This is a genomic window from Marinimicrobium sp. UBA4209 (assembly GCF_002381585.1).
In the GTDB taxonomy this organism is placed as follows: Bacteria; Pseudomonadota; Gammaproteobacteria; order Pseudomonadales; family Cellvibrionaceae; genus Marinimicrobium; species Marinimicrobium koreense.
On record NZ_DFTP01000003.1, the window covers coordinates 10,589 to 31,102 of the forward strand.

Annotated in this window: 18 protein-coding genes; 7 read left to right on the plus strand and 11 right to left on the minus strand. The window is 61.6% G+C overall.

Annotation, left to right across the window (positions count from 1 at the left end; all coding sequences use genetic code 11):
• The 5 genes from B3187_RS00135 to B3187_RS00155 all read left to right on the plus strand — a co-directional run.
• The coding region (locus B3187_RS00135; protein WP_286804112.1) for a YkoF family thiamine/hydroxymethylpyrimidine-binding protein at positions 1-237 on the plus strand (237 nt) is incomplete at its 5' end.
• 16 nt (positions 238-253) lie between these two features.
• Positions 254-889 carry a nicotinamide riboside transporter PnuC gene (pnuC, locus tag B3187_RS00140; RefSeq protein ID WP_123639537.1) on the plus strand — a complete coding sequence of 212 codons (636 nt, stop codon included), beginning with the start codon at positions 254-256 and terminating at the stop codon, positions 887-889.
• Positions 882-1,652: a phosphotransferase gene (locus B3187_RS00145; RefSeq protein ID WP_286804113.1), complete on the plus strand. Its 771-nt coding sequence runs from the start codon at positions 882-884 to the stop codon at positions 1,650-1,652. The genes pnuC and B3187_RS00145 overlap by 8 nt, the downstream gene beginning before the upstream one ends.
• 137 nt (positions 1,653-1,789) lie before the next feature.
• On the plus strand, positions 1,790-3,781 hold the full coding sequence (locus B3187_RS00150) for a PhoX family protein (RefSeq protein ID WP_286804114.1): 1,992 nt from the start codon (positions 1,790-1,792) through the stop codon (positions 3,779-3,781).
• A 64-nt stretch (positions 3,782-3,845) separates the two neighbouring features.
• Entirely contained in the window at positions 3,846-4,310 is a 465-nt protein-coding gene (locus tag B3187_RS00155) for an ion channel (protein ID WP_123639534.1), read from the plus strand.
• A 58-nt stretch (positions 4,311-4,368) separates the two neighbouring features.
• Here B3187_RS00155 and B3187_RS00160 read toward each other — a convergent pair whose 3' ends face one another.
• Positions 4,369-6,081 (minus strand): bifunctional protein-serine/threonine kinase/phosphatase, encoded by a 1,713-nt coding sequence (locus tag B3187_RS00160; RefSeq protein WP_286804115.1) that lies wholly within the window; start codon positions 6,079-6,081, stop codon positions 4,369-4,371.
• 45 nt (positions 6,082-6,126) lie between these two features.
• A complete protein-coding gene (locus B3187_RS00165; protein WP_123639532.1) occupies positions 6,127-6,939 on the minus strand; it encodes a formate/nitrite transporter family protein in 813 nt (270 codons plus the stop codon).
• Positions 6,940-7,323: 384 nt separating this feature from the next.
• On the opposite strand from B3187_RS00165, the gene B3187_RS00170 reads away from it, so the two are divergent.
• Complete coding sequence (locus B3187_RS00170; protein WP_152521742.1) at positions 7,324-7,638, plus strand: hypothetical protein; 315 nt, start codon at positions 7,324-7,326, stop codon at positions 7,636-7,638.
• Between the two features lie 43 nt (positions 7,639-7,681).
• Here B3187_RS00170 and B3187_RS00175 read toward each other — a convergent pair whose 3' ends face one another.
• The 9 genes from B3187_RS00175 to B3187_RS00215 form a co-directional block, all read right to left on the minus strand.
• Complete coding sequence (locus tag B3187_RS00175) at positions 7,682-7,966, minus strand: YebG family protein (protein ID WP_024462528.1); 285 nt, start codon at positions 7,964-7,966, stop codon at positions 7,682-7,684.
• A 59-nt stretch (positions 7,967-8,025) separates the two neighbouring features.
• The gene (locus B3187_RS00180) at positions 8,026-9,309 is read right to left on the minus strand and encodes a PepSY-associated TM helix domain-containing protein (protein ID WP_123639529.1); all 1,284 of its coding nucleotides are present in this window, start codon (positions 9,307-9,309) and stop codon (positions 8,026-8,028) included.
• 1 nt (position 9,310) lies between these two features.
• Positions 9,311-11,419: a TonB-dependent siderophore receptor gene (locus B3187_RS00185; RefSeq protein ID WP_123639528.1), complete on the minus strand. Its 2,109-nt coding sequence runs from the start codon at positions 11,417-11,419 to the stop codon at positions 9,311-9,313.
• A gap of 194 nt (positions 11,420-11,613) precedes the next feature.
• Complete coding sequence (locus B3187_RS00190) at positions 11,614-14,697, minus strand: efflux RND transporter permease subunit (protein ID WP_286804116.1); 3,084 nt, start codon at positions 14,695-14,697, stop codon at positions 11,614-11,616.
• A gap of 15 nt (positions 14,698-14,712) precedes the next feature.
• On the minus strand, positions 14,713-16,269 hold the full coding sequence (locus B3187_RS00195; RefSeq protein ID WP_286804117.1) for an efflux RND transporter periplasmic adaptor subunit: 1,557 nt from the start codon (positions 16,267-16,269) through the stop codon (positions 14,713-14,715).
• Positions 16,259-16,567, minus strand: coding sequence for a hypothetical protein (locus tag B3187_RS00200; protein WP_286804118.1), 309 nt, complete (start codon positions 16,565-16,567; stop codon positions 16,259-16,261). The genes B3187_RS00195 and B3187_RS00200 overlap by 11 nt, the downstream gene beginning before the upstream one ends.
• The gene (locus tag B3187_RS00205) at positions 16,564-17,772 is read right to left on the minus strand and encodes a TolC family protein (protein ID WP_286804119.1); all 1,209 of its coding nucleotides are present in this window, start codon (positions 17,770-17,772) and stop codon (positions 16,564-16,566) included. The genes B3187_RS00200 and B3187_RS00205 overlap by 4 nt, the downstream gene beginning before the upstream one ends.
• A gap of 2 nt (positions 17,773-17,774) precedes the next feature.
• A complete protein-coding gene (locus tag B3187_RS00210; protein ID WP_286804120.1) occupies positions 17,775-18,734 on the minus strand; it encodes a M56 family metallopeptidase in 960 nt (319 codons plus the stop codon).
• Complete coding sequence (locus B3187_RS00215; RefSeq protein ID WP_286804121.1) at positions 18,731-19,141, minus strand: BlaI/MecI/CopY family transcriptional regulator; 411 nt, start codon at positions 19,139-19,141, stop codon at positions 18,731-18,733. Before B3187_RS00215 ends, B3187_RS00210 begins: the two co-directional genes overlap by 4 nt.
• A 258-nt stretch (positions 19,142-19,399) precedes the next feature.
• Between B3187_RS00215 and murJ the strand changes: the two genes are divergently transcribed.
• On the plus strand, positions 19,400-20,514 hold a 1,115-nt coding region (murJ, locus tag B3187_RS00220; RefSeq protein ID WP_414673656.1), incomplete at its 3' end, for a murein biosynthesis integral membrane protein MurJ.

Here is a 20,514-nt window from a genome sequence, read left to right on the forward strand (position 1 = left end):
GAAATCAGCATGTACCCGTTTAATGGCGACTACATTCCGCCCATCAAAGGGTTTATCGACTGGCTCAACCAGCAGGAAGGCATTCTGATTCAGACCGTGCCCACCTGCACCATCATCACCGGCGACTACGACCGCGTCATGGACATCCTGCGTGATGGCATGAAATACAGTTACGAAAAGTATGGCAAAGCCGTATTCGTCACCAAATTTCTGCCCAATTATGAAGCCCTGAACTGATGGAAACCCTGAGTTGATGAACGACATCACCCAACAATTGGCCGACACCTGGTCCCAGTGGCTCGGCTGGGAGCTGGTCGCGGTAACGCTTGCGCTGGCCTACCTGGTATTAGCCGTGCGTCAGAACGCCCTGTGCTGGTACGCGGGCTTTCTGAGCACCGCCATCTACACCGCGCTCTACTGGAACGTCAGCCTGCTGATGGAGTCCGGGCTCAACGTCTACTACATGGCCATGGCCGTTTACGGTTGGTGGCAATGGCGTCACGGTGGTCGGGGTGATACCGAACTGCCGGTGCAGACCTGGCGCTGGCGAACCCACCTGCTGGTGATCGGGGGCATTGTGCTGGTCAGCCTGGCCTCCGGTACCTGGTTGACGATGTTCACCCAGGCCGCCTGGCCCTATCTGGACTCCTTCACCACCTGGGCCGCCGTGGTGACCACCTATATGGTGGCCCGAAAGGTTCTGGAAAACTGGCTTTACTGGATGGTGATCAACAGCCTGCAAATGATCATCCTCTGGGAGCGCAGCTTGTACCTGACCGCACTGTTGATGGCGCTGTATCTGATCATCTCGGTCTTTGGTTGGCTAAGCTGGGTTCGTGACTATCGCGGCCAGAGCAGTGATCGCGCCGAGGAAGCGGCCTGTGCCTGACGCGTTTACTCGCCTCGAAACCGCCCTCGCCACCTGGCGGGAGTGGCCGCTGCCGATCACTGACGCTCCCCGCGTGCTCGGTCCCATTGAGGGCGGGCGCACCAATCGCAGCTTTCGCCTGCGAGCGCCGGGGCTCAACGATGACCTGCTGCTTCGCCTGAACAACCCCCGGGGCCCGCACCTTGGGATTGACCGGGCGCAGGAGGCCGCGATTCTTGACACCGTCGCCGAGGCGGGATTGACCCGGGGTGCCTGTTATTGGTCACCGCAGCGAGACTTCACGGTTTTTCCGCATATTGATGGGCGCACCTGGAGCGACGCTGATTTTCAGGACCCCCGGCAGCGTCGTCGGTTAATGGAGTGTCTGGGGGCGGCGCAGGTGCTGGCCCCGGGTACGCCCCGTCGTTCCTATACCGCTTACCTGGACCACTATTGGCAGCAATTGGAAAACGCGGGTGCGATTGACGCAGCACTGGCGTCGAGCTGGTGGCTCTTTCGGGAAACCCTGGTGGCGTTCGACCGGTCGGATTGGCCAGCAGTCCTGACCCATCATGATCTGATTCCCGAAAATGTCCTGGAGACCGGCGATCGTCTGTACCTGATCGATTGGGAGTATGCCGCCGTGGGACATCCGGATATTGATCGCTGGTGTATCGACCCCACACTGGTGCGGGAGCCCTTCGTTCACGAGTTGGCTAGGTGGACCAACGCGCTGTGGGAGCGGATCGTTACCCTGTCTGACGAGCACCGGACGGTCACCTGATGCGATTCTTCCGGGGCTCATCTGGCACTTTTTGGCGAAAGCGTGCAGCATACCCGGAGTCGCCGGGTGATTGTGGCCCTATTCCACGTAACGGTGGATGAGAGTAACGGCGAATGAGAGTGAGGTGAACGAAAGTGATGAACCAGTCCGTCCTGATCCAGTGCGCCGACCAGGCCCGCGATACGCGGGTAAACCCCAGCGATAACCGACACCTCAATCAGGTCAGCCACGCCCGGCGCCGGGTTCTGAAAGGTGGCCTGGGCCTGTTGGCCGGCCCCTTTGCGGCGTCCACCCTGCTCAGCGCCTGTGCCAGCCGGGAAGGCGCGCCCGCCGCTTTTCGGGACAGTCCGCGCCCGGCCATCGGGTTCAAGCCGGTGCCGGTGGCGAGTGATCCGGGTTACGACCGGGTGGATGTGCCCGAGGGCTACACGGCCCGACCCTTTTTCAGTTGGGGGGACCCAGTGGAAAGCGGGGCGCCCGAATGGCGTCCCGATGCGCAGAACACCTGGACCGAGCAGGCCCTGCAGTCCGGTCAGAACCACGACGGTATGCATTTTTTCCCTTTTCCGGATGCGCCCAATGAGCGCGGCCTGCTGGTGATCAACCACGAGTACATCAACGCGACGATTCACCCCGATGGCCCCACCGTCACCGAAGATGAACAAGGCCGGCGGGTAAGGCCGCTCAATGAAGTCCGCAAGGAGCAGGCGGGCCATGGGCTGAGCATTATCGAGCTGCGCAAAGATCCCCGGGGCGACTGGCAGCGCGTTTACCCCTCGCGCTATAACCGTCGCCTGACCGCATACACACCCATGACCCTCAGCGGCCCCTGCGCGGGTGCGGAGGCGATGAAAACTGCCGACGATCCGCAAGGGCGGGAAGTGCTGGGGACCCTGAACAACTGCTCCATGGGGGTGACCCCCTGGGGCACCTACCTGATTGCCGAGGAAAACTGGAAAAACTATTTCGTCAATCGCGACGCGGCGGATCATGCCCGTCGGCGTGAACACCATCGCTACGGCATTGCCGCCGGTCTCAACAGCCACTACAACTATTGGGAATCGGCCGATCCGCGCTTTGATGCGACCCCTCGGGCCGAGCAGCCCCACGGTGGCCATGTGAACGAACCCAACCGGTTTGGCTGGGTGGTGGAGGTGGATCCGTTTGACCCTGACTCCAGGCCGGTCAAGCGCACCGCGTTTGGTCGCATTGTGCGCGAAGGCTGCACCTGCGTTCAGCATCCGGATGGCATCCTCGCGTTTTATTCCGGCGATGATACCCGGGGCGAATACGTCTACAAGTTTGTGCCGGAAGGTCGCTTTGATGCCGATAACCCGAAGGCCAATCGGGATCTTCTGGACAAGGGTACCGTTTACGTCGCGGTCTATCACGAAGATGGCACCGGCGAGTGGCGCCCGCTGGTCTGGGGGGCGCCGGGCCTCACCGAAACAGATGGCTTCCGCGATCAGGCCGATGTGCTGATCAACTTGCGCAGTGCGGCCGATGCGGTGGGCGCAACCCCAATGGATCGCCCAGAGTGGACCGCGGTGAACCCCTTTACCCGCGATGGCTACGTGACCCTGACCAATAACACCGATCGGGGTGTCGATCCGAACGAGCCGGTCGACGCCGCCAACCCGCGCCCGGAAAACCATCACGGCCAGATATTGCGCTGGCGGGAGGACAACCGGCATCCGGCGGCCACCGCCTTTCACTGGGAGCTGTTTTTGCTCGCTGGCGAGCAGCCCCCGGCCGACGAAAGCTGGCAAACCGATCACCAATACGGCACCATCAAGGGGGATATTTTTGCCAGCCCTGATGGCCTATGGTTTGATCCTGAGGGGCGCCTCTGGATTCAGACTGACTTCAGTGACGGCAAGTCGGTTTACGATGCCATGGGCACCAATCAGATGCTCTGCGCCGATCCGGTGACCCGGGAGGTGCGTCGTTTTCTGACCGGCCCGTCCGGCTGCGAAATCACCGGTATTACCGCGACGCCGGATGGCACCGCGATGTGGATCAATGTTCAACACCCGGGCATCAGCTACCCGGCCAGCGATGGCAAAACCCGGCCGCGTTCCACCACGGTACTGATCACCAAAAACGACGGTGGCGTGATCGGCACCTGACCGCTCAAGGCTGGCAGGTCATGTGGCGTAAACGGTTGGCGATCCGTCAATAGAGAGACTGTTGATGAACCTTGGCGCAAGTTCTTCAGTTATCACCGTAGTGGCCACGGCGGTCGTGGTGGCCCTGGGGGTGGTGTTTCATTACGAAGTGATCCAGTGGCTCAACCGCTGGCATATCGACCGACACCGACGCTTTGGTCGCAACCACCGGACCCGCCCGGTCGTGCTGCTCACCATGTTTGTTCTGCTGTTCGCCCATGTGGTTGAAATCTGGATGTTCGGTTTTGTGTTCTGGTTGCTGTTGGGTTTGGATGGCTACGGAGTGATTCAGGGCTACAGTGAGTTGACGCTGCTCGATTGCGTTTACTTTTCGGCCGCGAATTACACCACAGTGGGGTGGGGCGACTTGTCGGCCGCCGGAGATATACGGTTTCTCGCCGGTACCGAGGCTCTGGTGGGTTTTATGATGATCACCTGGTCCGCGTCGTTCAGCTACCTGGTGATGAATCGGGCCTGGGGTGGCGATTAGGGGACACGCTGGGTCGCGTAGGGCGGATAAGCCGAAGGCGCATCCGCCGTAACTCAACCTACGCAAACTGCACGACCAACAACACCAACAGAATCAACGACACACCCTGCCAAAACAATACCGGGTTACGCTCAATCAATGGCGGTCGCGATTTTCGAACGAACGCGGGGTTGGGGTTGTTTAGATCATAAATAAACTCGGATAGCTCGGTGTAGCGCTTGTGCGGACTGATCTGCGTGGCCTTGCGCAAGCATTCATCCACCCAGTCGGGAACCGAAGGCCGGTGTTCCTGAGCACTGCGATAACGGAGTTTGTGCTGTTCCGCTCGGGTCCGGGTCCGGGCCACCTTGGGACCATAGGGGTGCTTGCCGGTCAGCATCTGATAGGCAAGCACGGCCAGGGAATAGAGATCGCTGCGCGGGTCTCCCGGTTCGCCGAGAAAATATTCCGGGGCGGCGTACAGGGCCGCGCCGTAGATCACCCCGTCGCGGCTTCGTCCTTCACTGAGGCCCGCGACGCTGGCGGAGCCGAAATCAATAATTTTGACCGTTCCCTGAGTATCGATCATAAGGTTGTCCGGGCGAAGATCGCGGTGCACCATGGCCTGGCGATGCAACGCCTGCAGTCCGCTCGCCACCTGCTGCACGATATCCCGGACCTTGGCCAAATCAGGACTCGGATTATCTTTCAGCCACTGACTCAAGGTCTGGCCGTCAATATATTCCAACGCAACGTACAGAAAGCCGCGTTCCTGCTCCCGCCGAGCGGCTTTAAGCAGGTGGGTGTGGTTAAACCGCCGCGCGATCCAGTCCTCCATTAAAAAGCGTTCGAGATAGTGAGGATTGTCTCTGCCTTCCATAGCCGGGACTTTGATGGCCACGGGGCCATTATTGAGGGTGTCCCGGGCGAGGTAGACATGACTGCGGCTGCTGATATAGAGCGAACGAAGAATCCGATACCCGTCAAAATCCGTACCCGCATCCAGAGCGGGGGGCAACGTCAGGAGCGAAGCCTGGCGGGAAAGCTCCCCCACGGTGGGGTCCGGCAGCGCTTCCACCCGGGCAATCTGAACGCTCAGATTATCCCGACTGCCGCGGGCCAATGCCTGCTCCACCAGGGTTCTGGCCGCGCCGTTGAGGTCATCCCGCTGGGCATCGATTACCTGCGTGATGTCCGAGGCGTCAAAAAACTCGTAGGCCCCATCGCTGGCAAGAATAAAGGTGTCACCGGGCTCAAGGTCGAGTTGGTGATAGTCGAAACGCAGATGAGGATGAACCCCCAACGCCGAGGTCAGGTAGTGGGTGTCGGCATCCACACAGTGGCGATGATCTTCCGTCAACGGTTCCAGCTGTTGATTCGCCAGTCGGTAAATGCGCGTGTCTCCCGCGTGCAACAGGTGGGCGTGACGGGCTTTGAAAATCAGCGTGCTGAAGGTGCAGATGTAACCTCTGTCCCGTTCAAACCGGTACGGGCTGTTGCGCGTCTGCGCGAACAGCCAGGCGTTGAGTGCCTGCAGTACCCGCTCCGCTGACTGCTTGACCGACCAGGCTTCCGGCGTGCAGTAATAATCTTCAATAAAACCACTGACCGCGGTTTCACTGGCGATCTGGCTGACGTCGCTGCTGCTGATGCCATCGGCAATGGCCAGCACCGCCCCTTTATGCCCCAGCGTGGCGCCGGTCGGTAACCGGGCGCCGACAAAATCCTGGTTCACGGATTTGTGGCCGGAATGCGTGTACTGGCCGATGCGAATGCGTAGAGGTTGAGTCATAAAGGTTGGGCCGTCGTGGTGAAACGACGGCCCGGGTCTCTACGGTTAAGCCAACCGACGAGCGGGGCTGGTGCGCACGTGAGTGTAATACAGGGGCAGGCCCACCAGCAGAAAGCCGCCGATCAGATTGCCCAGAACGGTGGGTAGTTCATTCCAGAGCAGATAATCGGCTATGGAAAAGTCTCCACCCATGATCAGACCAAACGGGAACAGAAACATGTTCACGATGGAGTGCTCAAAGCCCATGTAGAAAAACAGCATGATGGGCATCCACATGGCGGCCATTTTGCTGCCGGCGGAGGTGGAAATCATGGCGCCGACTACCCCCATGGAGACCATCCAGTTACACAGGATGCCGCGAATGAAAATGGTGATCCAGCCGGACAGGCCGTGCTCCTTGTAGCCGACGGTACGCGACTCACCAATCTGGGCCGCCTTGGCGGCAATCTCGCCACCATCAATGCTGAAGCCATAGGTCAGAATGAACGACATGCCCACTGCTACGGTCAGTGCCCCGGCAAAGTTGCCGAGGAATACCAGCCCCCAGTTGCGCAACACCTGATTGAGCGTTACACCGGGGCGTTTGTCCAGGTAAGCGAGGGGGACCAGCGTAAACACCCCGGTCAGCAGATCGAACTTCATCAGGTAGAGCATGATAAAGCCCACCGGGAAAAGTACCGCGCCGAGCAGCGGGGAGCCGGTATTGACCATGACAGTGATGGCAAACATGGCGGCCAGCGCCAGAATGGCGCCGGCCATAAAGGCGCGGATCAAGGTGTCCTTGTTGGACATGTACACTTTCTGTTCGCCGGAATCCACCATCTTGGTGACGAACTCACTCGGTTCGATATAGGCCATGAAGTTGTTTCTCCTGAATTGAGGCGGTGATGCTTGCGGTGCAAAGACGTGCTTCGCCAATTGGTAATCGGTGAGTTGCAACCGTCGTGCCACGCAGAAAACATCTGAAGAAAAGGTGGCGTTTTGTGCAGAAGGAGCCGAATTTTGGCCTCCCCGAATGCGGTTGCTCCAACGGAGGGCGCTTTTTGTAATCCTGTGCTCAATGCTGGTTCATCGGAAAAGAGGCTTTGTGCACGGAAGCTGTGCGCTGACTGTTGCAAGAGCACCAATGCGGAGCGCTGCTCATGGTTGGGCGATAGAGGTGTATCCCGTTCAGACTGAGTTCAGAATCCCGGAGACATACTGAACCCACTGTTTCGAATGACCGATCTGGAGGTGTTGAGTATGAAAACCCTATTGTCTGCTACGCTGGCTGGTCTGGTATTGATGGCTCCGGTGGCACTACATGCCGCTCCACCGCCTCATGCGGCGGCTTGGGAGCACAAAAAACACCATAAAGAGCGCGCGCGAGAAGCCCGTAAATGGGAGCGGGAGAGAGAGCGTGAAATGAGGAAGTGGCGCCGGGAGCGCAGACATGACGCGTATCACCATCGCCACGAAAACTATCGGGACGACGCGTATCGTTATCGCTCAAGAAGTCATGATCATCACGATCATCATCAGGAGCGCTCCAGCCTGAGAATCTACCTGGAACTTTGAGGGGTGACCGCTCAGTCCCTGAGCGAGTGAGACGCAAGGGGCGTTATTGATTGGAGGCCAGAGGCGTGACATTCGCGCTCTGGTCTTCCGTTCCTTCCAGCAACACTTCCGGCTTGCCCTTGCAGGCCTTGGCCAGCAGGTCGCTGCGCTCGGCGAGCAACAGGCCAATGGCCTCACTGTGTGCCTCGCTGATGCCGTCCACCGAGTTTTCGATCAACTGGGTGATATTGGCAGCCAGCTCCAGCATTTTGTCGTGCGCTTCCGCGGCTTTCTTATCGTCAAACATCTTGCCATCCCGATCACATTTCCAAACGGCGACTACAGCCATGGTTTTACCTCCTGGGTCATTACTGTTTTTTTATACAGTATGGATTGGGTCGCTCTTTGTCAACTCCCGATATTGACCAGAGCCAGGATCAGGCAGGTCAGAATCAGGGCCATCTGGGGCCAGGGGAGGAGTTGGCCTTGCCAGAGGGTGCGCCAGGGCGAGCGTGGCACTACGCCGGATAGGTGGGGAACGGCGGGTGCGCCTTTAGGCTTACCCGCCCTACGCGACCGGTGGGAGCGGCCGGACGTGAGGCGGAGGGAGTAAATCCAGGTGCCGGAGGCGGCCAGGGTGGTGAGCATCAGGCCGAACAGGAACCAGAGAAAGCGGGTGGGCTGGCCGCCGAAGGTGCCGAAGTGCAGTGGGTCGGCTGCCTCGGCGATACGTTGGTGCAGGCTGAGCTGTTCACCGTGCACACGACCCAGAGACTCGCCGGTGGTCGGGTCGATGAGCAGAGTGTTGGCCCGGGGGCGCACCAGCAGAGCCTTCTCTTGCCCCTGGAGAATCAACGGCTGGTTCTCGCCGGGGAACCAGAGGCTGTCCAACTGATATTCCGGCCAGGGCTTCAGGGCGCGCTCAATGGCGCGGTTGAGTGTGTCCGCATCCCGGGGCAAGGCATTGGCCTCGGGCAGCGGGCGCAGCTCGGCGCCCGCCGCCGGGGCTGCGCCGCCCCACTTTTCAACCAGATACCAGATGCCGGTGAGGCCGATCACCAGAATGAAGGGCAGGCTCCACAGGCCCAGCCACCGGTGCAGGTTGCCCCACCAGCGCCGGGGTGGGTCCCGGGGCTTCGGTGGTTTGAAAAAGCCGCGCCACCAGCGTTTGAAAATGGGGAAGGCGGAAATCATGGACAGCAGCAGCGGAAAGCTGAGCAGGGTCACTATGGTGAGTCCCCATTGCAGCGGCAGCATCAGGTGGCGGTGCGCCTCGCGCAGAAACCGGTGGGCGTTGTACCAGTTGGCATGGCCCTGCACTTCGGCAGTGTATGGATTGACGTAGATTCGCCGCCGTTCGCCGTCCTCGTTCACGGCAATCAGTTCCGCGGCCATGTAGTCGGGCAGGTTGAGATACATAAAGCTCGGCCGCCACCCGGGATACTCCTTGAGGGCGGCGGCGAGCAGGGTGCCGGGCGGTTGGCGCTCGGCACCCTCGCCACTTTCCGGGGCCTGCACGCGCAGGGCAGGGGTGAACAGCCAGTCCAGTTCGTAGGCGTAAACCGCGAGGGTGCCGGTCAAGCTGACGAAAAAAAACAACAGACTGAACTTCAGTCCCACCCAAGAGTGCAGGTTGAACCAGCGACGTCGCCCGCCGGTGCGGGCGCGTGGCGTGGGGGCTTCGGGAGACACCTCAGAACTCGCGGCTCAGGGTGACCGTGACCCGGCGGGGTTCCCCGGGGAAATGGCCGGTGCGGGTAATGAAGCCGCTCTCCGCGTAGGTTTTGTCGAACAGGTTGCGCAGGTTGATCTGCAGCTTCCAGGCATCAAACTGGCTTTGCCAGCTCGCGTCGAACACCGTGTAGTCGTTCACCGGGTCACCCTGGATACCGATCTGCTCACCTTTATACTCGGCTCCGAACGCGATGGCGGAGTTGAGGCTCAGGAAATCGTACCGGGTCCAGAGACCGGCCTGATGATCCGGGGTATTGGCAAAGTCGTCGCCAGTGGCGTTGGTGATGCCACTGGTCGCTTCAATGACCTTCACATCGTTGAAGCCGTAGTTGAAGGTCAGGGTCCACTGGGGCAGCAGGTCCGCACTCAGGTCCAGCTCGGCGCCGCGGCTGCGCACCCGGCCGACGGGGATCAGATCGTCAATACCGTCGTTGTCGACATCGCCGGCCGGGTCGGCCTGCAGCACATTGCGCCGTTCGATTTCGTAGGCGGCGAGGTTGAGGCGGGCGCGGCCTTCAAACAGCTCCAGCTTGGCACCCACTTCAAACTGCTCGCTTTCCTCGGGCTCGAAGGGGCCGCCCGCTCTCGGGTCCTGACTGCCCGCCGATTGGGGGACGAAGCCTTCGCTGATGCTGGCGTACAGGTTGACGGAGCGGTTCAGGTGGTAGACACCGCCGACGCGGTAGGTCAGGGCCTCATCACTGTCTTTTTCGACACTGTCGCCATCGCTCTCAAACTGGGTAAAACGCAGGCTGGCCAAAAGGTCCCACTGCTCAGACAGTCGCATTAGATCCTGCACATAGACGCCAGTCTGCATCTGTTCGCTTTTGCGAGGGGTTTCCCAGGGGTTGTCGTCCAGGCCGTATTGGGCCCGTGACGTCTGGCCGTAGACCGGGTCGTACAGGCTGAGTGGGGGCACCACGCCGCCGTCCTCGATCGGTGCGCCGCGCTTGGCTTTGAAGTCGTCCTGTTGGTCGAAGATTTCCGCACCCACCAGGAATTCGTGTTCGACATTACCGGTGTCAAACGCGGTAATCAGATTGGCGTAGGCCGACAGTCCCTCATTGTTGCGCACCTGATCCCGGAACTGGCGCTTCATCATGTCGCGGGTGCCGTCTCCATTGGAGTCATACAGGCCCCGGGGTTCATGGTAGTTCTGCTTTTCCTGGTTGTCGTAGTAGCGGGCGGCCAGGTCGATGCTCAGGTTATCGCTGAAGGCGTGCTGCAGTCGGCTGTAGAGGATATCCGCTTCCAGAGAGAGGAAGTCGGTGACCTCATTGTGGTTCCAGCTTGTATCCACCAGAAATTCACCGTCCTGATCAATGGGAACCCCCCGAAGGCGATTGCCCCCCAGGGTCTGGTCCACGAAGGAGTATTTGAACAGAGCCCGGGTGTTGCCCGAAGGTTCCCACACCAATCCCAGATCGCCCTGATCGTTCTCATTGGTGGTGTTGTTGCGGAACGGCTCCTCGGTTTCCTTGAGCATGGCCACCCGATAACCGAGGTCGCTGCCGTCAAAAGCACCGGTGGCCTCAACGTTGACGCCGGTCAGGTCGTAGTTTCCCGCGATGACTTGCGCGCGAGCGTAAGAGTCCAGCGAAGCCTGGCTGGTGTTGTAGTTGATCAGCCCGCCGGGCTGGCCCGCGCCGTAGACGGCGCCACTGGGTCCCTTGAGCACTTCCACCTGATCCACACCAAACAGGCGGGGAACGGAGAAGCCAGCATAGGGATCGCCGCGCAGACCGTCATAAAGGACTTCATCCTGGCGGAAGCCGCGAAAGCTCACGCCGGAGTAACTGAAGAAGTTGACGCCACTGATGCTGCGGTACAGATCCCGGGCATCCCGGGCCCCCTGGTCCTGGATCAGATCCTTGTTGAGAACCTGGACCGATGCGGGAACGCGGGTCAGATCCGCGGACAATCGCGTGGAAACCGACGACTCCGATACCTGGTACAGGGTTTGTGCCCGGCCGGTAACGATAAACTCCTCGGTGACTGCCGGGGCTTCCTGTGCCCAGCTCTGTCCGGCCGCCAGTAGCGCGACCGTCATAAGGGACTGTTTGAGCATGTTTGTGGACCTCCGCTTAATCAAGTTTTGCGAACAATAATACTTCTCGTTTAGTTTATCAATAATATGCGCCAACCGAGGATGGTTTTGGAGAGCGGAGGTGTGGTTGGACCACTAGGAGTGGATGCCGATCGATAGCGGGAGATGACGGAGTGGCCCGCCGCGCGAGAGGCGGCAGGCTCGTTCAGGTCGGATCAGGTGCGGGTGGCGCCAAAGCGCAAGTACATGGCCGGAACCACCAGCATATTCAGTGCGGTGGAGCTGAGCAGCCCCCATAGAATCACAATAGCCATGGGGGCCTGGATTTCACTGCCGGGTTCGCCGCCCGCGAGGGCCAGGGGCACCAGCGCGAGGGCCGTGGCCAGGGCGGTCATCAGAATGGGCACCAGGCGCTCTTCGGCCCCCTGGCGTACCGCCTGTTCCGGTGTGAGGCCTCCCTCGCGGATCAGGCGGCCGATGTGGTCGACCAGAATCACACCGTTGCGAGTGGCAATGCCGAACAGGGTGATGAACCCGATCAGCACCGCGACGGTGACAATTCCGCCGGCAAACCAGACGCCGGCCACGCCGCCGATCAGAGCCAGTGGCAGGTTGAGCATCACCAGCACCGCATCCCGGGTTCGGCCAAACGCCGCGACCAGCAGCAGGAAAATACCCGCGATCACCAAAGCGCCGAGCAGCAGTAAGCGGGTGCTCGCCGCCTCGGCGCTCTGGAACTGACCGCCATACTCCACCCGGTAGCCGGTGGGCAGCGTGACGTTGTCGGAGATGGCGGTTTCAATGTCCTCCACCACGCTGATCAGGTCCCGCTCGGCGACGTTTGCCATGATCACCAGGTTGCGCTGAACATTCTCCCGGCTGATGGTGTTGGGGCCGCGCTCACGTCGAATATCGGCCAGGGCGGCAAAGGGGACCTGAGCGCCCGAGGCCAGGGTGAGCTGGGTATTGCGCAGGGTATCCAGGTTCTCCTTGGCGCTCTGGGGCAGACGCACGACCAGATCAAAGCTCGCCTCTCCCTCCAGTAATCGTCCGACGGTGGTGCCATTGAAGGCGGTTTCCAGAGCCTCGGCGGCGTCGGTCATACTGAGGCCATAGTTGGCCAGGGCCGCCCGGTCGAAGCGTACGGTGACAAACGGGATCTGGCTCTGCTCGTCCATGGCCACATCGACCGCCCCGGGAATGCCACCCACAATGGACTCGATCTGCCCACCCAGGCGGCGTAGCTCCGAGAGGTCATCGCCAAAGAGCTTGATGGCGATATTGGCTCGAGTGCCCGAGAGCATATGGTCAATGCGGTGGGAGATGGGCTGGCCGATAATGACGTTGGTCCCGGGCAGTAGGGCGAATTCCTGACGGAGGGCCGCCAGCAGCTCCGCCTTGTCCCGCTCCCGCATGTCGAGCGAGACATCGATTTCCGAGGCGAATACCTGTTGGGCGTGAGGGTCCAGCTCCGCCCGGCCGGTGCGCCGGGCGGTGGCGACCACTTCCGGCTGCTCCAACAGAATCTTCTCTACTCGTTGGCCGATGTCATCGGAGGTTTCCAGGGAGGTGCCGGGCAGGGTCACCACGCTCAGGGTCAGGCTGCCTTCGTTGAACTCTGGCAAAAACCCCCGACCCGCGAGTGACAGTCCCAGCAGTGACGCCAGCAGCAATGCGAGGGCGCCGCCGATCACGACGCGCCAGCGGCGCAGAGACCACGCCAGCAGGGGACGGTATCCCGATTTCAGGGCGGCGATCAGACGGGTATCGTGATCCTGGGTTACCGTGCGACTGCCCGGCAGCCCGAGCAGACAGAGCACCGGGGTGACGGTGATCGCCACCAGCAGCGAGGCCGCCAGGGAAACGACGTAGGCCAGCCCCAGGGGTTCGAGTAGTCGACCCTCGACGCCACTGAGGAAAAATAATGGGAGAAAAACCAGAATGATGATCAGGGTGGCGAAAACGATGGAGCCCTCGATTTCCCGGGTCGCGTTCGAGACAACGCTCAGCGCCGACTGCTGTTGCGCCTCGGGACGATCGGCATTTTCCCTGAGCCTGCGGACAATGTTTTCCACCACGATAATGGCGTCGTCCACCAACGCGCCGAGCGCAATGGTCATACCCCCGAGGGTCATGGTATTGAGCGTGCCGCCGAACCAGCGAATGGACAGTACGGCCACCAACAACGACAGAGGAATGGCTACCAGGGCGATAGCGGTGGCCCGCACGCTGTAAAGAAACAGGAACATGATGGCCACCACCAGGATGGCGCCGTCCCGCAGCGCAGTGCTTAGGTTGTCGATGGAGACGGTAATGAAGTCCGCCTGGCGGAAAGCGTCGGTTTCGATCCGCATGCCCTCGGGCAGTGACTCCTGCAGCTCATCAATGACGCCATCCAGTCGGCGGGTCAGTTCGAGGGTGTTTGCCCCCGGCTGTTTCTGGATGCCCAACACCACACCCGCATCGCCTTTGTAGCTGCCGGTACCGCGTCGCGGTGCCGGGCCAGTCTGAACAATGGCCAGATCCCGCACCAGCACGGGCACATCATCCCGGGTGGTGACCACCGCCTGCTCAAGATCCTCAATGGTGCGGGCCCGGCCGATGCCCTGGATCAGGAATTCCTGCCGGTTCTCGGTCAGAAAACCGGCGGAGGCGTTGCGGGTGGCGTTGGCCACCGCCTGGCGCAGTCGGTCCAGCGTTACCCCATAGGCGGACAAACGCTCCGGAGAGGCGACGACCTGAAACTGGCGGGTTTCACCCCCGGTGGGGATGACTTCGGCCACTCCCGGTACGGCCAGCAGCCGGCGCCGGACCTGCCAGTCGGCGGCGGTTTTCAGGGCCATTTCATCGTGCTGCTCCGAGGTGAGCGCGATAAACAGAATCTCCCCCATGATGGAGGTGACCGGTGCCAGTACCGGTGGCGGCAGGTCCTGGGGCAGGGCCGCCGAGACATTCTGCAACCGCTCGGCGACGCGTTGGCGGGCGCGATAAATATCCGTGCCCCACTCAAATTCCACCGTCACCACACTGATGCCGACCCCGGTGCTGGAGCGGACCCGGCGGACGCCGCCGGCACCGTTCATGGCGGTCTCGATGGGAAAGGTCACCAGCCGCTCAACATCCTCGGGGGGCATGCCGTGGGCTTCCGTCACGATGGTGACCGAAGGGGCGGTCAGGTCGGGAAAGACATCCACCGGAGCCTTCAGGGCCGACCAGCCGCCCCAGACCATCAGTAGGCCCGCGGCGACCAGAACCAGCAACCGGTTGTTCAGGGACACGCGTATAATGCGATCAATCATGGAAAACTCCGGGGGTTAGTGGGCGTGGCCGTGACCGATTTCGCTACCGCCAGCCGACGCCAGCTTCACCAGGTAGGCCCCTTCGCTGACCACCCGGTCGTCAGCGCTCAGGCCTTGGCGAACTTCCACCCAGGCACCGTCGCGCAGGCCCAATTCCACCGGTTGACGCTCAAAGCTTTCACCATTGACTTGCACGTAGACCACGGAGCGGCCGTCATCGTCGATCACCGCACTGCGGGGAATCGCCAACCGCTCCACGGCAGATTCGGTGAATACATGGGCCGCCACTCGGGCGCCTAGTAGTGTGGGGCCGACCTCGGTGGGGTACTCCACGGTAACGCCTGCGGTGCGGGTGCGCGGGTCCACTGCGCTGTCGTGCCGCACAACGCGGGCGCCCTGCTGCGCATCCAACACCAGCGGGCCGTCGGGTCGATCAAGCCAGGCGCCGCTACTGTGGGCAAGCTCCCCGGCAAAGCGCTCCGGAACCCGGATGGCGAGCCAACGACGCTCCGGCGCGGCAATCCGGAACAGCGGATCACCGGCTTTGATAAAGGCACCGGGGCTGACATTGGTGGTGACCACCGCTCCGGCCACCGGCGCGCGCAGGGCGAGCCCCGCCTCGGCGTTGCCGGACTCATACTGCTCCACCCGGGCACGGGCGGCGCGGAATTCGGCGCGGGCAACATCAAGAGCCTCCCGGGCGTCCAGCATCCGCCGTTCGGGAATGGCTCCCTGGGCCAATAGGCCGGTAAGTCGTTCAAAGTCCCGCTCCGCCAGCGCCCGCCGGGAGCGGGCCTGTTCCAGCGCGACCATCAGGCTGCCGATATCGGACTGGTCACCCAGACGGGGAATCAGCACGCCCAGTGTGGTCCCTTGTGCAACGCGCTGACCCGGCTGAATCAATGGGGTGCTGGCAATATAACCGTCGGCCGGTGCCCGCACGGTGGCGTCTCCATCCGCCGGAGCGGTGACGGTGCCAAAGCCCGGAACCGAGCGTCGCAATGGTCGGGGTTGAACGGATACCGTCGCAAACGGGTTGTCCCACTGCTGTTCTTTCAGATACGCGATATCGCCTTCGGGATGATCGGGCAGACCCTGAATCGCCTCATTGTCTGTAAATACTCTGATCTCGCCCAGAGAGTGCCGGGCGGTCATATCCCCGTCAGCGACCTCAATCACAAGGTCGAAGTCACCGCTATCGCGGGGCGTGACGCTGGGCCGGAAGATGCCGCGACTGGTGGTTTCGTTCACCCGGAAGCGGGCGACGGTACGCCCGTCGCGCTGCAGCAATACATCCAGTCGCCCCTCCGTCAGTGGCATAAAATCACTCAATCGGGTGACGTGGGCCGCAAAGCGTGAGCTTTGTCCAGCCACCAGGGCGGGAAACTCCACAAACAGCTCGGTGTGTTCACTGAAATCGGTGTACACCAGCACTGGCGCATCATGCGCCTCATGGTCGGCGTGGTCTCCGTCGGGGCCGTGGTCATGGCCGTGTTCACCGGAGGGGGTGTCGGAGCAGGCGGTGACCAGCATCGCCAGGGTGAGGACCCAGGGGCGTGAATCAATGGGCATGGTCGTGGCCTTCGCCGTGGTCATGGTCGTCATGGTGGGGCTGGGTGTCGGTTGCCTCCGCCTCCGGTTGCTCAGCGTCGTCGCCGTAATAGGCTTCTGTGTCCGTGTGGTCGTGATCGCCGTGGTCGTGGCCGTCCTCGTGGGAGTGACCATCGTCGTGCGGGTGGCTGTTGTTCTGCTCATGGGCGTGGTCATCGCCATGCCCAGCGTCACCGTCGTGTGCGTGCTCGGCATCGCTGCAGGCGGTGAGGGCCAGAACCAGTGCGCTGAGCGTGATCAGGGGCTTCAATGACTTCATGGTGTTTCTCCAGTCAGTAGTGTCAGTTGGATAAAGGTGGTGCGCGCTTCCAGCTCGCGCTGGACAAGCGCCCGGCGGGTATTCAGTTCCGAGCGGTGGGCGTCAATCAACTCGGCAATGCTGAGCTCGCCGGCCGCGTAGCTGCTCTCGGCGATGTCAGACAGTGATTCCGTCGGCGCATTGATGCTTTCCCGTAACGCCAGGGCGGACGCCTGTTCAGCGGCCAAATCGCGCTGCAGTGCGCGCAAGCGGGTGCGGAGCTCGGCGCGGGCAAGCGTGAGCTCCGCCCGTTGTTGTTGGGCGCGGCCTCGCTGGGTTCGGGCCTGGCCAGAGTGTCGGTCGAACAGGGGGATCTCAATACCGATGGAGATGACGTTGCCTTCCGCCTGAAAGCCGGGCTCAACCACCTCCTTGCGACCGACCCCCAGGGTCAGCTCCGGCCAGCGCTGGCGCTGGGCGGCCTCGGCGCGTACCTTGGCGCTCTCGGTTTCTGCCGAAAGCGCTTGCATTTGTGGGCTCTGAGTGACGGCGGAGGCTTCCGCCGGTTTGTGTGTGGGTGGCAGCAGGCGGCCCGTGAGCGGTCGCTGGCCGTCGCCAATTCGTTGTGCCAGCCGGTCTCGGGCAGAGGTCGCGTTGGCACGGGTATTCAGTCGTTCGCCCTCCAGCAGCGCCAGTTCCTGAAGCAGACGATTGTGATCGTACCTGGAGGCATCGCCCGCCGCGACGCGTTGCTCAATGGCCGTCGTCAGCTCGGTAAGCCGGCGATGCCAGTCGGCGATGAGCTCCGCTTCACGTTGGGCCGCGAGGGCTTGATAAAAGTGCTGGCGGATATTTGCTGCCCACTCCCGGCGGGCCTGATCGTTGCGAAAGCCCGACGCCCGATATTGATGGCGCGCCGCCTCCCGAGACAGCCCGGGTACGCCCGCCAGATTGAGGCGTTGGCGGATGGACCAGGTGTTCTCCTCGGAGTCGCCCGACGGGAGCTCCAACGTTTCGCGGCTGTATTCAATTTCCGGGTTGGCCCAGCGACCAGCGGATTCGAGCTGGCCCTCAGCGATGTCGGTGTGGGCGTCCCAGCGGGCGACCACCTCGGGCTGCTGTAGGCCGAGCTGGACCGCCTCCTGTTCGGTTAACGGCGTGTCAGCAGCGGCCAGCCCGGGCGCGAGCAGCAGGAGACCAAAGATCGGGGAAAAGGGGTGTGGCACGGTTAAACTCCTACCAGAAAGCCGAGAAGGGTTTCAAGGGAATGATGGACGACCACCAGGGTCGCCACGCCACCCAGAAAGGCAGTGATAGTCAGAGCACTCGAGATGGTTAGGGTTCGAGATACCCTGTCGGGTTGGGCATGCAGAAGCCGGTGGATTCGGGGCAGAAGTTGGCCGCCGCTAGCCGACAGACTTCCTGTGGGCGAGGGTCCGCTCAGGCGTGCCACTTTGATCAGCGTCGCCGCCACGGCCTCGGGGCCAAAACGGCAGGCCGCCCGGTCATCGGCCTGCTCCTCCATGCGTTGCCGCCACAGGGCGCAAAGTGATCGTGCAGATGATGGCCAGTGTGCCAACAACAAGACGTTGAACACCAGGTTGCGTAGCGGGTCGCGCCGACGCAGATGGGCGACTTCGTGGGCCAGAACGATGCGACGTTCCCGATGATCGAGCCGATCGGTCAGCCCGTGGGTCATGAACAGGGTCGGGTGTCGGTAGCCTGCGGTGCAGGCAAAGACCTCCGACGTGTCGAGACGACGCAATCGCCCGTTACCTCGGCTCAGGGCCAACAACGCTGTGGTGTCGCGAGCGGCCTTGAACTCTCGGAATAAAAACCCCGTCAGGACTTTGATCAGCAGGCTTGCCAGGGCCGCAGCGCTGAGCAGGTGGATCCATTGCAGGTCGAGGGCGGGCCAGTGCTCAAAACACAAATGGGGATGATGCATACCGTGGTGCGCGCAATGATCAGCAATCCAACCAAGGGGTTTGGCTGCCGCGATGACGCACATGGCGGTAACCGGAGCGGCCATGGCCAGCCAAGGCGTCAAAGCGTATAACCACAAGTGGCGGCTCAGGTGTTCAGGTGAGAGCAGCCGCCCAGCCAGCCAAAGTAGCCCGTTGGCGAGGAGCCAGGCCATCACTGCCAAGAGTGTCAGCAGGTAGAAAAAGTCGAGCAAGGCGGTCATGACGATGCTCCTTCGCCGCGCCGTGCCTTCAGCACCTGTTCCAGCTCGTCCAGCGCCCGTTCGTCCAACTGGTCAGCGGCGTCTACAAACGCTGCCAGAGAAGAGTGAGCGTCATTGGTAAAGCGTCCCAGTAAATCGTTGATCAATCCGGCAATCAATTGTTGTCGGGCTACCTGGGGCCGGTAGCGAAAGGCGTGGGCCACTTTCGTACGGCTGAGCAGTTGTTTGCGGTATAGCCGGTCGAGGGTGGATTGAACGGTATTCAGGGAAATGCCTCTGGCCGCTCCGAGGGTGGCGTGCAGGTCTTTGGCGGACTGACCGGGAGTCTGCCACAGTGCTTCCATTACGGCTATTTCCAGCTCGCCGAGGGGTGGCGTTGCGGTAGTAGGGGGTTCTTTGCCGGGCACGGTGTCTCCTCGGTAGTCAGGATTATTGGCATTGCACTGCAGGTGTCGATCAGCCTAGTCACACAAAAACCGATCGTCAATCGGTTTTTGTGTGATGGGCTTCGCTATCTCTCAAGGGGCGGAGTGTGGATAATGCGCCTGTCGTCTCTGAATTCAGGAAGGATTGTGACTCAATCGCACCCCCCCAGTTCTGATACCACTGCGGTCACTAAAGCGCCCAGCCTGTTGCGCTCAAGCTCGCTGGTGAGCGCCTTTACCATGCTCTCGCGGGTGCTCGGGTTGGTACGGGATATGGTCTTTGCCCGGGTCATCGGGGCGGGGGCCGGGGCGGATGCCTTTTTTGTGGCCTTCAAGATTCCCAACTTCATGCGCCGGTTGTTCGCCGAGGGCGCCTTTGCCCAGGCCTTTGTGCCGGTATTATCGGAGTATCGGCAGAAGGGAACGCACGAGGCGGTGAAGGCCCTGGTGGACCGGGTAGCCGGCTGCCTCGGGCTGGTGCTGGTCTCGGTCACGGTGCTGGCCGTGGTGGGGGCACCGCTGGTTACCGGGCTTTTTGCCCCGGGTTTCTGGCTGAACGATCCCGATAAATACGCCCTGACCGTGGATATGGTGCGGGTGACCTTTCCCTACCTGCTGCTGATATCCCTGACCGGCTTTGCCGGGGCCATTCTCAACAGTTACGACCGCTTTGCGATTCCCGCCTTTACCCCGGTGCTACTCAACTTGAGTCTGATTCTGGCAGCGCTGGTAGTGGCGCCAAACATGGATACGCCGGCCTATGCCCTGGCCTGGGGGGTGATGGCGGCCGGGGTAGTGCAGTTGTTGTTCCAGTTGCCTTTTCTGAAGCGTGTTCACCTACTGCCCGCGCCCAAGGTGGACTGGCGCGATCCGGGGGTGAAGCGCATTCTCTGGCTGATGGCGCCGGCTTTGTTCGGCGTGTCGGTCAGTCAGATCAACCTGCTGCTGGATACCGTGCTTGCGTCATTTCTGCCGACCGGTAGCGTATCCTGGCTCTACTATTCGGACCGGTTGGTGGAGCTGCCCCTGGGGGTGTTTGGCATCGCTCTGGCGACGGTGATCACCCCGAGTCTGTCCCGCCAGCACGCCGCTGAGGACCCCGAAACCTTCAGTCAGACGCTGGACTGGGCGGTGCGCAGCGTGCTGTTGTTGGCGTTGCCCGCGACGTTGGCGTTGATCCTGTTGGCCGAACCCATTCTGATGACCTTGTTCCAGTATGGTGAAACGACCGTCCGGGATATGCAGATGGCCTCCTACAGCCTGCGGGCCTATGCGCTGGGGTTGCTGGCCTTTATGTTGATCAAGGTACTGGCGCCGGGTTATTTCGCGCGTCAGGATATGAAAACCCCGGTGCG

Excerpts from the sequence above, each read along its gene's own strand:
- B3187_RS00210 (WP_286804120.1), bottom strand. The coding sequence starts at position 18,734 with ATGACCGCCTTGCTCGACTTTTTCTACCTGCTGACACTCTTGGCAGTG.
- B3187_RS00200 (WP_286804118.1), bottom strand. The coding sequence starts at position 16,567 with ATGAAGTCATTGAAGCCCCTGATCACGCTCAGCGCACTGGTTCTGGCC.
- B3187_RS00150 (WP_286804114.1), top strand. The coding sequence starts at position 1,790 with ATGAACCAGTCCGTCCTGATCCAGTGCGCCGACCAGGCCCGCGATACG.
- B3187_RS00170 (WP_152521742.1), top strand. The coding sequence starts at position 7,324 with ATGAAAACCCTATTGTCTGCTACGCTGGCTGGTCTGGTATTGATGGCT.
- pnuC (WP_123639537.1), top strand. The coding sequence starts at position 254 with ATGAACGACATCACCCAACAATTGGCCGACACCTGGTCCCAGTGGCTC.
- B3187_RS00195 (WP_286804117.1), bottom strand. The coding sequence starts at position 16,269 with ATGCCCATTGATTCACGCCCCTGGGTCCTCACCCTGGCGATGCTGGTC.
- B3187_RS00160 (WP_286804115.1), bottom strand. The coding sequence starts at position 6,081 with ATGACTCAACCTCTACGCATTCGCATCGGCCAGTACACGCATTCCGGC.
- B3187_RS00165 (WP_123639532.1), bottom strand. The coding sequence starts at position 6,939 with ATGGCCTATATCGAACCGAGTGAGTTCGTCACCAAGATGGTGGATTCC.
- B3187_RS00175 (WP_024462528.1), bottom strand. The coding sequence starts at position 7,966 with ATGGCTGTAGTCGCCGTTTGGAAATGTGATCGGGATGGCAAGATGTTT.
- B3187_RS00185 (WP_123639528.1), bottom strand. The coding sequence starts at position 11,419 with ATGCTCAAACAGTCCCTTATGACGGTCGCGCTACTGGCGGCCGGACAG.
- B3187_RS00155 (WP_123639534.1), top strand. The coding sequence starts at position 3,846 with ATGAACCTTGGCGCAAGTTCTTCAGTTATCACCGTAGTGGCCACGGCG.
- B3187_RS00190 (WP_286804116.1), bottom strand. The coding sequence starts at position 14,697 with ATGATTGATCGCATTATACGCGTGTCCCTGAACAACCGGTTGCTGGTT.